This is a genomic window from Streptomyces sp. NBC_01171, assembly GCF_045039805.1.
In the GTDB taxonomy this organism is placed as follows: Bacteria; Actinomycetota; Actinomycetes; order Streptomycetales; family Streptomycetaceae; genus Streptomyces.
Genome location: NZ_CP108609.1, coordinates 1,770,623 through 1,782,723, shown reverse-complemented (window position 1 = coordinate 1,782,723; position 12,101 = coordinate 1,770,623). Strand labels below are relative to the sequence as shown.

The 12,101-nt window shown below is 69.2% G+C and carries 12 protein-coding genes; 5 read left to right on the top strand and 7 right to left on the bottom strand.

The features are described 5' to 3' along the window. Positions 1-74 precede the first annotated feature (74 nt). Together OG448_RS08100 and eccE are read right to left on the bottom strand one after the other, a co-directional pair. Positions 75-851, bottom strand: coding sequence for a hypothetical protein (locus tag OG448_RS08100; protein ID WP_405552368.1), 777 nt, complete (start codon positions 849-851; stop codon positions 75-77). After that, on the bottom strand, positions 848-2,182 hold the full coding sequence (eccE, locus tag OG448_RS08095; RefSeq protein WP_405552366.1) for a type VII secretion protein EccE: 1,335 nt from the start codon (positions 2,180-2,182) through the stop codon (positions 848-850). Before eccE ends, OG448_RS08100 begins: the two co-directional genes overlap by 4 nt. 185 nt (positions 2,183-2,367) lie before the next feature. Here eccE and eccB point away from each other — a divergent pair, with 185 nt between their 5' ends. The 3 genes from eccB to OG448_RS08080 are packed head-to-tail and all read left to right on the top strand — an operon-like array spanning position 2,368 to position 6,631. After that, entirely contained in the window at positions 2,368-3,891 is a 1,524-nt protein-coding gene (eccB, locus tag OG448_RS08090) for a type VII secretion protein EccB (RefSeq protein WP_405552365.1), read from the top strand. Between the two features lie 29 nt (positions 3,892-3,920). After that, positions 3,921-5,147 carry a type VII secretion-associated serine protease mycosin gene (gene mycP, locus OG448_RS08085; RefSeq protein WP_405552363.1) on the top strand — a complete coding sequence of 409 codons (1,227 nt, stop codon included), beginning with the start codon at positions 3,921-3,923 and terminating at the stop codon, positions 5,145-5,147. Beyond that, positions 5,144-6,631 carry a PQQ-binding-like beta-propeller repeat protein gene (locus OG448_RS08080; protein ID WP_405552361.1) on the top strand — a complete coding sequence of 496 codons (1,488 nt, stop codon included), beginning with the start codon at positions 5,144-5,146 and terminating at the stop codon, positions 6,629-6,631. The genes mycP and OG448_RS08080 overlap by 4 nt, the downstream gene beginning before the upstream one ends. Before the next feature lie 58 nt (positions 6,632-6,689). Here OG448_RS08080 and OG448_RS08075 read toward each other — a convergent pair whose 3' ends face one another. Further along, positions 6,690-7,019, bottom strand: coding sequence for a DUF397 domain-containing protein (locus OG448_RS08075; protein WP_405552359.1), 330 nt, complete (start codon positions 7,017-7,019; stop codon positions 6,690-6,692). Positions 7,020-7,313: 294 nt separating this feature from the next. On the opposite strand from OG448_RS08075, the gene OG448_RS08070 reads away from it, so the two are divergent. Beyond that, positions 7,314-7,652 carry a WXG100 family type VII secretion target gene (locus tag OG448_RS08070; RefSeq protein ID WP_391300649.1) on the top strand — a complete coding sequence of 113 codons (339 nt, stop codon included), beginning with the start codon at positions 7,314-7,316 and terminating at the stop codon, positions 7,650-7,652. A gap of 34 nt (positions 7,653-7,686) precedes the next feature. Continuing rightward, a complete protein-coding gene (locus OG448_RS08065) occupies positions 7,687-7,998 on the top strand; it encodes a WXG100 family type VII secretion target (protein ID WP_391300651.1) in 312 nt (103 codons plus the stop codon). 76 nt (positions 7,999-8,074) lie between these two features. On the opposite strand, the gene OG448_RS08060 is transcribed toward OG448_RS08065, so the two are convergent. The 4 genes from OG448_RS08060 to OG448_RS08045 are packed head-to-tail and all read right to left on the bottom strand — an operon-like array spanning position 8,075 to position 12,096. After that, on the bottom strand, positions 8,075-8,752 hold the full coding sequence (locus OG448_RS08060; protein WP_405552357.1) for a hypothetical protein: 678 nt from the start codon (positions 8,750-8,752) through the stop codon (positions 8,075-8,077). Beyond that, complete coding sequence (locus OG448_RS08055; RefSeq protein WP_405552355.1) at positions 8,743-9,378, bottom strand: hypothetical protein; 636 nt, start codon at positions 9,376-9,378, stop codon at positions 8,743-8,745. The genes OG448_RS08060 and OG448_RS08055 overlap by 10 nt, the downstream gene beginning before the upstream one ends. Before the next feature lie 26 nt (positions 9,379-9,404). Beyond that, positions 9,405-11,657: a hypothetical protein gene (locus OG448_RS08050; protein ID WP_405552353.1), complete on the bottom strand. Its 2,253-nt coding sequence runs from the start codon at positions 11,655-11,657 to the stop codon at positions 9,405-9,407. 10 nt (positions 11,658-11,667) lie between these two features. Beyond that, entirely contained in the window at positions 11,668-12,096 is a 429-nt protein-coding gene (locus tag OG448_RS08045; protein ID WP_405552351.1) for a hypothetical protein, read from the bottom strand. Between the last annotated feature and the right edge of the window lie 5 nt (positions 12,097-12,101).

Sequence of the window (12,101 nt, the reverse complement as noted above, 5' to 3'; positions counted from 1 at the left end):
GAGCCCCGCCTCGGCAGGCCCGGTTCACACCCGGAACGCTCACAACACGAACAAAGCGGGCGGGAAAGGTCTGTTCAGTCCATCCGGCGCGGGTTGCCCAGCAGTCCGACCTCGGCGTCCGTGGGTTGCGTCAGCACGTACTGCCGGTCCCGGTCGGTGCACCACAGGGTGACCCCGTCGGGCAGTCCAGGCAGCGACTCGACCTCGGCCCGAGACAGCCCCATCGTGCGCCCCAGCTCGGCCGCCTCGTCCGGCGAGACCCGCTGGATGCCGGTGAGCCGTGCCTGGCGCAGCAACCGGGGCGCGACCGGGCTGAGATACGGCAGCAGCGTCACCACCGACTGCCAGGGCCCCGCCGCCACCCGTCCGCGCGGCGGCCGCATCCCGCAGTCCCGCACCACCAGCACCGGGGTGCCCGCGGAGGCGCCCTGCGGAGGCACCCGGCCGACCTCGTACACCGAGAGCCCGTTCTGCCCGCCGCCCATGGCATGCACCATCTGCATCCACGCCTGCGGCCGGCCGGTCTCCACCGCGACCCGCGCGCCCGTGGCCGCCGTGCGCAGCGCCAGCACCTGCGCCGTCCACAGGCCGCCGATCAGCACCACGTCGTACGGAGTGGGCCGGTTGACGCCCAATACGGCCGGGCGCCCCTCGGTGTCCACGCCGGCCACCACTCCGTCGTCCCCGATGGGCAGCGCGAGCGCGTCCAGTTCGGCGGCGGGCAGGAGGTGCCGGCCATGCCGGGGGCCGAGCAGCCCGAACCCCTGCCGCAGCCGCTCCCCGGCCCGGCGCAGCCCCGACCCGGCGCGCGTGGGCGCCTCCGGGGCGGTGGTCGCCTGTGTGCTCGTCATCGCGCGCCTCCCAGCGGCAACGTGGCCAGCATGCCCGGTAGTTGTTCACGGTCCAGCCGGGCGAGCCCCGCCCCGGCGTGCCGGGCAGCGCCCTCCAACGAGCGGCGCGCGGCCACGAGTTCGTCGTCACTGCGCCCCGTCACCCGCAGATGACCGGTCAGCGCGACCTCCTGCCGCTCCGCCCGCGCGAGCGTGAGGCTGAACGTGGTGGCCAGGGCCGGGGTCGCCGTGACCAGAGCGACGAACTGCGGGAGTGTCTCGCCGCGTTCGCCACCCAGCCGGGGCCAGCGCCGTATCCAGTACGTGGTGTGCCGGCGGTTGTCGCAGCGCCAGCCTCGCCCGGACTCCTCGGTGCGCCGCTCGCGCCGCTCACCGCGCCCGGCCTCGGCCGTGACCAGCGGGTTGGCGCAGGCGGAGGTGGCGAGGGCACCGATCAGCTCCTCCTCGTCGAGGATGGTCGCCCGCATGCCCGCGCCCGTCAGCCGGCTCGCCAGATGGTCCGCCACCCGCGCCACGCACTTCTGCGCCCCCGCGAGCCCGCCCCCGCGCGCGGCCACGGCCTCCGCGCACAGCTCGGGGTCGAGCTTCAGCGCGATCCAGGTGATGCGGACCGCCGGAGCGCCCGTCTGCTCCTGCAGCGGAAGGTAGTTGGCGACGGCCACCGACTGCTGGGGGAGGTGCAGGGCGGGCGCGGGCTGGGTGTGCAGCACGACCTGGGCGGACTCCAGCCGGATGCCGTCGACCTCCAGGGCGTCCCGCACCAGGGCGAGGGGGAGGGGCTGGCGGTTGCGGTCCGCGCGCAGTGCCGTCGCGTCGGCCTCCACCTGGAGCACGGCGGTGAGGAACGTGCCGTCACCCACCATGCCGACCGGACGCCGGTCGCGTCCCCCGTACGAGTAGGTCCGCAGCGCGGGCTCGCACTCGAGCGCGGGCACCAGCGCGGGCTCCGTGCCCGGCGGTACGGGTGTGTTCCGGGCACGCTGTTGACGCGCCCTCAACGCCCGTGCGGTGACCAGCCATTCGGGCAGCGTGCGCCCCCGGCGGCGCACCACGGCCAGCAGCACCAGCGCCACCGCGACCAGCCCCGCGGGCATCAGCGCGAACGGCGAGATCACCCAGCCGACGACCAGGACGGCGACGGCCAGCTCCAGCAGCACGAGCCGTTGCAGGCGAAACGATCCGACCTGCCCACCCGTCGTACGGAAGTGGGTTCCGCCAGGGGTGGGCGGAGTCCCCGACTCCGCCGGAGGGCCGCCCGGCTCCGGCTCGGGCGCGCGAGGGTCCTCGGCCCGCGCCCGGCCCCGCAAGCGCGACCGCGTAACGGAAGCCATCACCGAATCCCCCCGTATCACTCACAACTCACAGGTCCCGGCATCCCATTCGGGCCCGTCGAAGGCCCCGGTACCCTACCCGCTCCACCAGCACCGGCGGCCACCATGCATAGTAGAGGGCCGGTCTGACATCGCGGCGCGGGACCGGTGCCCGCCACTGCGACAACGGGGAGAAGCAGGCACTTATGGCATCACGGCGGGATGAACTCAACGCCTACACGTTTGCGAAGAGGCGCACCCTCGCGGCCTTCCTCCAGCCGTCGCCGTCCGGGACCGAGGAAGGCGCCCCCAAGCCGCTGCGTGCCGTCGTACCGACCCTGGTCGCGGGCGCGTTGACGCTGGCGGTGTTCGGCGCGTGGGGCATGTTCCAGCCCACGGCCCCCTCCGGCTGGGACGAGCCCGGCACCCGGGTCATCGTCGGCAAGCAGTCCACCACCCGGTACGTGGTGCTCAAGACGGGGAAGACCACGCGCCTGCACCCGGTGCTCAACCTCGCCTCCGCCCGCCTGCTGATGAACGACGCCGGCTACCAGGTCATCCAGGTCAGCGACAAGATCCTCGACTCCGGCAAGCTGTCGCGCGGCCCCATCCTCGGCATCCCCTACGCCCCCGACCGGCTCCCCGCCGCCGACGACGCGGGCACCGCCAAGCGCTGGGCCGTGTGCCAACAGCCGGGCGGCAAGGGCGAGACCGTCCAGCAGGCCACCTTCGTCCTCGCCGCGCGGGACGCCCCCAAGACGGACGGCGCGGGCCGCCTCACCGGCGGTGACGTGCTCTACGTCAAGACCCGCACCGGCGCCCGCTACCTCGTCGACGCCCACGGCACCGCCTACGCCCTCACCGGCACCGAGAACGACCCGCTGACCAACGCCCTCGTCGGCACCCGGCAGCCCCAGACGGTCACCAAGGAATGGCTCGCCACCCTCCACCGGGGCGCCCCCATCCGCTTCCCGCGGCTCCCCGCGAGCGTCGGCGCCCCCGCCGACGTGCCCGGCCAGCTCGCCCCCGAGGAGAACAAGGTCGGCATGGTCCTGCGGACCGAGACCGGGGAGGGCACCAAGTACTACGTCGTGCTGCCCGGCAAGGTGCAGCCCGTCAGCGACTTCACCGCCTGGCTGCTCATCACCTCGCCCCAGACCGGCAAGCTCAACATGAACGGCCAGGCCCGCACCGTCGGCCTCCAGGACTTCACCGCCGACCCCACCCCCTTCGCCGGACAGCCCGCCGACTGGCCCCAGCACCGCGCGAACCAGGTCAACGCCGCCGACTCCACCTCCGGCCGCGACACCGTGTGCAGCGTGCTCCGCGAGGTCTCCGGCGACAACACCACCACCCTGAGCACCTGGGCCGGCAAGGACTACCCGGCCGAGATCACCGCCGACGGCACCAGCACCTACGTCACCCCCGGCACCGGCCTGCTCTACACCCAGAGCCAGGGCACCGCGACCACCGCGGGCGGCCTCTTCCTGGTCACCGACACCGGCCTGCGCTACGCCGTCCAGAACAACGGCGACAGCGACAGCCGCACCTCCGACATCGGAGCCCAGGCCAAGAAGTCCTCCGACGGCACCCCAGAGCCCAGCGAGGCCCAGGTCAAGCTCGGCTACGAGAACGTCCGGCCCGCCAAGGTGCCCGCCGACTGGTCCGAACTGCTCGCCAAGGGACCCCGCCTCGACACCAACGGCGCCCGCCAGCCGCAGGGTTCGTGAGCGCGCACCTCCCACGCGACGACAACACGATGAGGAGCGCCGTAGGAGTGCTGCCCGCGAAGGCAACCCTGCTGACCGCCGCCGTACTGCTGACCACCCTCGGCACCGCCCCGCCCGCTCCCGCCCTCCACCTGGACGGCAGCGGCGAGTGCACCTTCCCCGCCAAGACCGTCAAGGGCACGCCCTGGTCCCTCCAGCGCGTGCTGCTGGACGAGCTGTGGCGCGGCACCGACAAGGGCAAGGGCGTCCGGGTGGCCGTCATCGACACCGGCGTCGACACCAAGAACCCCCAGCTCGCCCCGGCCGTCGACAAGGCGCTCGGCCGCGACTTCCTGACCAAGGGCAAGGGCGCCGACCCCACCGACGACCAGGTCGGCCACGGCACCAAGGTCGCGGGCATCATCGCGGCCCGCCCCCGCGCGGGCACCGGGTTCGTCGGGCTCGCCCCCAACGCCACCATCATCCCGATCCGGCAGAACGACGCGCAGAACAGCGGCGACTCCGACTCGATGGCCAAGGCGATCGACCACGCGGTGGCCAAGGGCGCCGGTGTCATCAACATCTCCCAGGACACCACCAAGCCGCTCTCCGGCACCTCCGCCCTGGCCGAGGCCGTACGCCGGGCCATCGCGCACGGGGTCGTGGTGGTCGCCTCCGCGGGCAACGACGGCTTGGACGGCAAGGTCAAGAACACCTACCCGGCCGCCTTCCCCGGCGTCCTCGCCGTCGCCTCCTCGGACCGCAACAACGAACGCGCCCCCTTCTCCCAGGCGGGTTCCTTCGTCGGCGTCGCCGCGCCCGGCGTGGACATCCTGTCCACCGTCCCCGGCGGCGGCCAGTGCACCGACAACGGCACCAGCTTCTCGGCGCCCTTCGTCGCCGGGGTCGCCGCGCTCCTCAAGGAGAAGCACCGCGACTGGAGCCCGGCCCAGATCGTCACCCGCATCGAGCAGACCGCCGAACGCTCGGTCAACGGCCACGACAACTTCGTGGGCTGGGGCGTCGTCGACCCCGTACGCGCCGTCCAGGACTCCGACCTCGCCGCCGCACCGGCCAGCCCGACACCCGACCCGGGCCTGTCCAAGGCCCCCGTGCCCGACGTGGCGCCCTTCTCGCTGGCCGAGTCCCCCGAGGAACGCGACCGGCGCTACGCGACCTACGCGCTCGGCATCGCCGTCGTCCTCGTCGCCGTCATCGCGGGCACCGCCATCGTCACCCGCGACCTGCGCCGCCGCCGAAAGGACCCCGCAGCGTGAGCTTCGGCCCGCCCCCGTCCGTCTACACCGAGTCCGCCCAGTCCGCGGACAGGACACGGGCCAGACGCCGCAGACGCCTGCTGGCCGGAGCGGCCGCGCTCCTGGTGGCCGCCGCCCTCGTCGCCGGGTCGGTCGCCCTGTGGCCGTCCTCCGGGGACGACGCGAAGAACGCGGCGGCGGCCGTGCGGCAGGCGCCGGACGAGGTCCGGGAGACGCACGAGACGGCCCCTGCTTCCCCCGAGGGTGAGCCGGCCGTCCAGCACAACGAGGACAAGCTCACCGCCGACACCCGCTACGGCCCGGGCCTCTGGGCCACCGACAAGCTCGCGGTACGCGGCGTGGCCACACGCCTGGAGGGCTACCGGATCGCGCCCGGCCAGGACGGCACCGCCTGGTCGCTGAAGCTCGAGGGCCACCTCTGCGCCGTCAGCCGGGACATGACGGCGGACCACCGCACCGCCGTCGTCATCCAGCCGCCCCACCCCGGCGCCTCGGCCGGCAAGGGCATCTGCGACCAGGTCGTGTTCGTCGACCTCGACACCGGCAAGAAGCTGTGGCAGCGGAAGATGCCCGGCGCCGACTTCGCCTACGTCACCAACACCGACCTCGCGCTCACCAAAGGCGTCGTCGCGATCGCGTGGGGCCACGGTTCGGTCGCGTACGACATGGCGAGCGGCACGAAGCTGTGGAACACCTCCACCGGCGCCTGCCAGGACCAGGGGTACGCGGGCGGCCGCGCGCTGCTCGCCCTGGTCAAGTGCGGCCAGTCGGGCGACGAGAGCTACCGGGTGCAGAAGCTGGACGCCCGCACCGGCAAGCCCCGCTGGACCTACCAGGTCTCCAAGGGCGTCCAGGGCGTCTACCTGCCCTCAGCCGACCCGCCCGTACTGGCCGTGGAGGCCGGGGACATCGACGTCACGGACCTGATCACCCTGGACGGCACCAACGGCCACCAGCGGGCGACCATCTCGATGAGCGGCTACGAGCCCCTGTGCGGCAGCACCGGCTTCTCCGGCCCGTTCTTCGGCGTGCTCGACAAGTGCCCCGGCCTGGTCGTCGGCCGGGACCGGCTGTACGTCATGTCCAAGGAGAGCGACGAGATCGACGAGCCCGCGAACCGTGTCGTCGCCTTCGACCTACAAAAAGGCACCATGGCGGGCAAGTTCGAGGGACGGCCCTTCCAGAACGTGGTCCCGCTGCGCGCCGACGGCGACGACCTGATCCTCTACCGCCGCAGCATCGACGAGGTCCAGCCCGCCTCGGTGGTCGCGTGGAACTCCCGTATGGACAAGGAGACTCCGTACCTCTTCTTCCATCTCCCGGAGGACGACGAGGGCGCGCTCAGCGACCCGGAACAGGCCCTGATCGTGTACGAGCACGGGCATGTCTTCTTCGCCGCCCGCGAGATGGAACGTGACGGCGAGCGGCCGAAGGACCCGGTGCTGTCGGTACTGGGCGTGGGTTCGGCGGGGCTGAAGCACTGAGGTGGCGCGAGAAGCCGCGAGGACCCGCTGGGGCGCTCCGGCCTTCTCGCTCGTGCCCTTACTCGGAAGCGGCCTTCCGCTCCCTCTCGGTCTCCTCGACGGCGATGAGGCCGCCGTTGCGCTCCGTGGGGGTCAGGTCGAACTCCCCGTCACGGGCGCCGAGTACGAAGGCGTGCCACTCGGCCGCGGTGTAGCGCAGCACGGTCTCGGGGTCGAGCGAGGACCGCATGGCCACGGCACCGTCGGGGAGGTGGGCGATCTCCACCCGCTCCTCGTGCTCCTCGGCGCCGGGCGCGCAGTGCCAGGCGACGCCGGAGATGTCGAGGGCGTACAGCTCGTCGCGCTCACGATCCTTGCGCGCCTTCATCTCCTCAGCCGTCTCCGTCATGACGCGGCGACCCCTTTCCGACGTTTCAACGCTGTGTGCCGACAGTAGCCGTCACGGTACCGGTAGCCGGAACTCCCGTATGTTGACTTTGCAGTTGGAAGGGCCAGTCGGAATGACTAGAGTGGCTCCGGGTGCCACGACTGTGGTACCGCACGGGGGCGGTGCGACGCTGCGGCCACGCGGCGCGTGAACACGCAGCAGGTCTTGCCCGCCAGGAGGGCCGGGACGTTCGGTTCCGGCGGACCCGTCGCGGTGGTGAAGGTCACCGTCGCAGCAAGAGGAGGGCAAGAAGGTATGGCTTCGGGCGTTGACCTCAGCGCACACGCGCTCACCGGACTCGCGAACGACATCAGGGACTTCCACCACACGGTGAGCGAGCGCGTGACGTCCCTCAACCGGGTCGTCGACATGATCCAGGCCGGCTGGAAGGGCGCGGCGGGCAAGGAGTTCGACACCGTCCAGCAGGGCGTGAACAAGAACCTCAAGAAGCTCCAGGACGACCTCGTCGACCTGGAGGAGGCGATGCGGGCGAGCGTCGGCGGTTTCACCGACCAGGAGCAGGAGCGGATCTCCGACATCCGCAAGGTCGACAACTCCTACGAGGTCACCAGCCGCATCACGGACCTCGCCTGATTTCCCGGTCGCATCCACGAGGGAGAAACGCATCATGAGCTACTCAGCAGACCGCACCGCAGTCAATTACGACACCGTCACCCAGGCCGCCAGCGACGTCCGCAACACGGCCAAGAACCTGTCCGAACAGCTCGAGACCCTCATGCGCCGCGTGAAGGCCGTCGCCGAGACCTGGGAGGGCGAGGCGAAGACCGCCTACTCCGAGATCCAGCGCGACAGCAGCGAGCAGATGGACCAGATGACCCACAAGCTCGCCCGCATCGCCAAGCTCCTCGACGACTCGGTCGTCGGCTACCAGGACACGGACCAGGGGAACGCGGCTCGGTTCCGGATGCTGATGGGCTGAGTCGGGCCTGAGTCTTTGAAGGGGCGCCACGCATGTGCGTGGCGCCCCTTCGCGGTTTCACCCGAAAGAGGCAGGCTCAGTGTGGACCGTAGAGCCCTGAGACCGCTCGTGGCGGGCTCTGCGAGAGGTTGGTTCCTTGGCAACCGAGCTGCCGGGCCATCTTCAGCGCGGCAGTGTTCGCCACCAGCATCTGAGCGTCGACTTCGCTCTTGCCCGACAGCTTGACCTTGCTCTCCCGTTCCAGACGCGCATTGACGATGAGGCTCTTCTTGGGCTTCGTCATCCGGCACCGGAAATAGATGGAGACGACCCGGTGCAAGGACGCCGCCGAGGCTCCGGTCCGGTAATACGTGTAATCCTTGAAGTACTCGGGCTGCGGCTTCAGCACGACCAGGGCCTCCCTGAAGTACAGAGTGACGAGCGGATCACCACCCTCGGGTGCCCTCAGAAGACATTCGGGTACGTCCATCAAGTCGTCGTGGCCGCTGAACTTGCCGTCGGCGGCGCGAAGTGTCGCGACCGCTTCCTTCGGTTCGGACAAGTCTTCGTTGAAGCGCTCGGTGCCGGCCAGCTTCGCCAGCGCCGATGCCACGGCAGGCGTGCGGGCGAACCGTCCACACACCTCGCCGGCCCGAACTCCCGCGTCTTCGTCACCGACGCCACATGCCGAAACCGTCACAGCCAGAGCGGCACTCAGCGCTGCGGAGCGGAAAATACGCGGCAGCACGAAGGATGCCTTGAGCCCTACGTCCACTTGACGGGCCCCAAGCGCTCCGCGTCCTCGCAATGGGCTCCCGACTGCGCGTGGGCGGCGAGTGCGCGGGCCACCTGGGCGGCATCGGACCGGTTGGTGTCCGCGTCGCCTCCTCGGTCGAGCTTCGTGACTTCGACACTGAGGTTGGGCTTCATAGCCAGCTTGGACCCGATGGGCTTGCACGGCAGGTAGACGGCGGCGGAGAAGGGCGACGCCACGCCCGATACGGACTTGCCGAGCGTGAACGACTTGTAGTCCTTCTTGCTTCCGTTGTCGCCGTTCTTCTCCAGACTGGTCCGCCAGTCACTGACGGAACCACTCTGCGTCAACTCCACACCCAGCAGAATCCTGCCGCTCCCATTGACCTGCACGGAGCACGAGTAGCGGTAGGAGTTGGTGATCGCCCCCTTTTCGGTCACGGTCGAGCGCACATTTTCGCCGGACCCAACAAGGCGGCTGAAAGCCTCCGACGCGCTGTCGCTCGTACCGACCTCCGGGCAAGTGCCGTCCGCCGAGATCCTCTGCTCGGTTCCATCAGGAGCCAGAAAGTAGCCGACGGTGCCACCGACCACCAGAGCCAGTGCCGCTGTGGCGGCGAGATGTGTTGCTGTGAATTTCCTGGGCATGAAAATGGTCCTGCCTTTAGATGGTGCTACTGGCCACTGCTCTGCACTTCGCCCTTGAGGTACTTCTGTACGTTGCTCTGTCCCGCGCGGAAACCATCGTCGACCGCGGAGTCGGAGATCTCCTTGTACAGTCGGAAACTGGGGTCGTGCCGCAGAGTGGTGGCAGCGAGGGAATCCCTCGTGGTCTGGGCGGTGTCTTCTTTCAGCACTTCCCAGTGCTGACCATCCCGGTAGATCTGGCCGTCCAGCCTGTCCCGGTTGGCGCCCTGCACAATGCCGTTGATGATCTCGCCGCTGGCGGTGCCCGCGAGACCACTCGCGACGGCTCCTCCTGGTCCGCTGAAGGCGGACGTGCCCAGGCCGATGCCAATGCCGGCCAGACTTCCTGCCCAGGTTCCCGCTTTGCCGAGAGCGGTGTTGTAGGCGCCGTCGCCCTCGACCAGCTTGTGCTCGAGGGCGTAATCGCGGCCGGAGCCGATGACGCCCTCGATCTCTCCGGCATCCGTGCTGATCGACGTGATGGTCTGGGTGAGCGCCTCGTGGCGGTCCGGCGAGAGCGTATTGACGTAAGCATCCGGATGCTTCATGTGGTACTCGAGAATGCTCGCCGTGTACTGGTGCTGTCCGAGGTTCACGGCCGCGTATCCATCAGGGTCCTGACCGATGGTGTGCAGGAACCGTGTCACATCGTGCTCTTGGAGATCGGCGTCCGACCCCTTGTGCGGGAACAACGCATCGATGTTGCCCTTGTGCGGGTCGATCGCCCGGTGGATGTCAGGCATGTACTCGGCGGAGATCTGCCCGAGACTCTCCGCCATGCCGTCACGCACCAGGTCCGGATGCTTGGACATGCTGGTGACCAGACGGTTCATGACGTCGGCCTGCTCAGCGGAGTGAACAGAAGTCGCGGCGGACGGGCCGGCCTCGTAACTGTGGCCGGTCGTGGCGGCTTCCAAGGCGTGCCCCAGGGAGACGAAACCCGGCAACTGCTGCTTCTGGTCAGGACTTGGGACGAAGCTCGCGCTGTCCTGGGGCCAGATCCTGGGTTCGGGCCCCTTCTTGGTCTCCACGCCGGTCAGGTAGTTGAAGTGTTCCTTGTCGTGGAAGAACTCCGTGGAGGCGTGTGGGTTGTGGCCCAGGGCCTCGAGGAACCCCGTCATGGGGTCCTTGCCGTCGTCGTTCTTCGCCGCTCCGAAGTTGAGGGCGTCGTAATACTGTCCGCCGTGCGACCACAGCTGCGGCGCGTCGGTGTTCTTCTCGTAGTCGATCAACTTGTCGCCGTAGTCGTTCAGGAACTTCTGGTCGAACTCCCCATGGCGCATGAGGCTGCTCGTGATCTGGAAGCCGAACGGTCCGGTGGTGTCCTTCGTCCGATCAGTGATGAACTGCTGATCGCCGAGCGCGATCACGTCCTTCTTCCACTTCTGCATCTCCGCACTCTTGGAGTGCGTGGCCTCGGCGAGAGTGAGGCCGAGGTTCTTCTGGAGGTCCTTGAGCGTCGCCAGTTCCGTCTTGGGCATGTTGCCCTGGTGGGAGTCGACGATCGCGGACCAATAGGTCATGGTGCCCTTGCCACCCATGCCGGTCGCCACCTTCTCGGCGAAGAGCTTGTCGCCGGTGTGCTCCTTGAGCAGGTGGTTGGCGTGGGCGAGTTCACTGGGTGAGGCGTGGGCGCCCTTCCTGGAGAGGGCGACGAACTCCTGGGCGTCCTGGATCGCCTTCGCGTCCTTGAGGGAGTGGTAGTCGGTGCCGGAGAAGTTGTGCTCATCCTTGCCTACCAGCGTGACCAGCGCCCGGGAGGCGACGTCGTCCGCCTCGGTGGCCTTGTCGAGTGCGGCCTTGATGTCGGCTCGAACCTGGTCGAAATCCGCCTGCTTCGGTTCGGGCCCCTCGTAGTTCTTCCCCCGTCGGTCGGGGTGCACCAGGTAGCTCACCGATCCGTCGGTGCCGATTCGGATTCCCTTGGCGGGGGCGGCATCGACGATGTCTCCGAGCTTCTTCTTGGACGTCCTGAAGTCCGCCAGGGCGTCCCGGAGGATGTTCCGGATGCTTTCGGCTTCTTTGGCCGCGTCGCCGAATTCCTTGGCGGTGTTCTTGATGAAGGGGCGGGTGACGCCGGCGTTCTGGCCCTTCCAGTCCGCCTTCTCCGCCTTGCGCTGCATGCCGTTCTCGGCCTTCTCCTGCAGCGTCTTCAGTTTCTTGACGGTCTCCGTCCAGTCGTTCACGGCGTCCTGCAAGCCGCCCAGGCGGGCATGGAGGAGATCGTCGAACGCGACCATGCTCAGGTCCTTACTTGAAGTGCTTGTCGAGTTTCTCGACGGAAAGGTTGGTCACGAGGGTTTCTTCGTGGTTCTTGTGCGTCCACACCGTGTCCTCAAGGTGGTTGTGGATATGCGCACAGGCACTGAGCAGCGCCTCCGCCTGGGAACACCACGTGAACCACGCCGAGGACAGCGCGAGGCCGGTCTTGAAGCCGTCGTCGGTCAGTTGGTCCGAGGCGGTGCCAGTCGTCGCGCCGGCGTGGAACGCGTCTGTATCGAGGTGGTGGAACAACTCCTGCGCGTCGTTCCCGACGGCCTTCAACTCCGGGGAGGTGACGGTGTAGTCGGAGGCCCCACCGGTAGTGATGCCGGGGTCCGCGTGATTGAGCTGCATACTGCTCTGCTGCCGGGCGGCGGCGGTACTCCGTGCCTGACCCCACATCGCGTCGAATGACATGGCTG

What these genes read in the sequence shown, in the direction of transcription:
- OG448_RS08100 (WP_405552368.1), bottom strand. Translation starts at nt 851, where the DNA reads ATGACGAGCACACAGGCGACCACCGCCCCGGAGGCGCCCACGCGCGCC.
- eccE (WP_405552366.1), bottom strand. Translation starts at nt 2,182, where the DNA reads ATGGCTTCCGTTACGCGGTCGCGCTTGCGGGGCCGGGCGCGGGCCGAG.
- eccB (WP_405552365.1), top strand. Translation starts at nt 2,368, where the DNA reads ATGGCATCACGGCGGGATGAACTCAACGCCTACACGTTTGCGAAGAGG.
- mycP (WP_405552363.1), top strand. Translation starts at nt 3,921, where the DNA reads ATGAGGAGCGCCGTAGGAGTGCTGCCCGCGAAGGCAACCCTGCTGACC.
- OG448_RS08075 (WP_405552359.1), bottom strand. Translation starts at nt 7,019, where the DNA reads ATGACGGAGACGGCTGAGGAGATGAAGGCGCGCAAGGATCGTGAGCGC.
- OG448_RS08070 (WP_391300649.1), top strand. Translation starts at nt 7,314, where the DNA reads ATGGCTTCGGGCGTTGACCTCAGCGCACACGCGCTCACCGGACTCGCG.
- OG448_RS08065 (WP_391300651.1), top strand. Translation starts at nt 7,687, where the DNA reads ATGAGCTACTCAGCAGACCGCACCGCAGTCAATTACGACACCGTCACC.
- OG448_RS08055 (WP_405552355.1), bottom strand. Translation starts at nt 9,378, where the DNA reads ATGCCCAGGAAATTCACAGCAACACATCTCGCCGCCACAGCGGCACTG.
- OG448_RS08050 (WP_405552353.1), bottom strand. Translation starts at nt 11,657, where the DNA reads ATGGTCGCGTTCGACGATCTCCTCCATGCCCGCCTGGGCGGCTTGCAG.
- OG448_RS08045 (WP_405552351.1), bottom strand. Translation starts at nt 12,096, where the DNA reads ATGTCATTCGACGCGATGTGGGGTCAGGCACGGAGTACCGCCGCCGCC.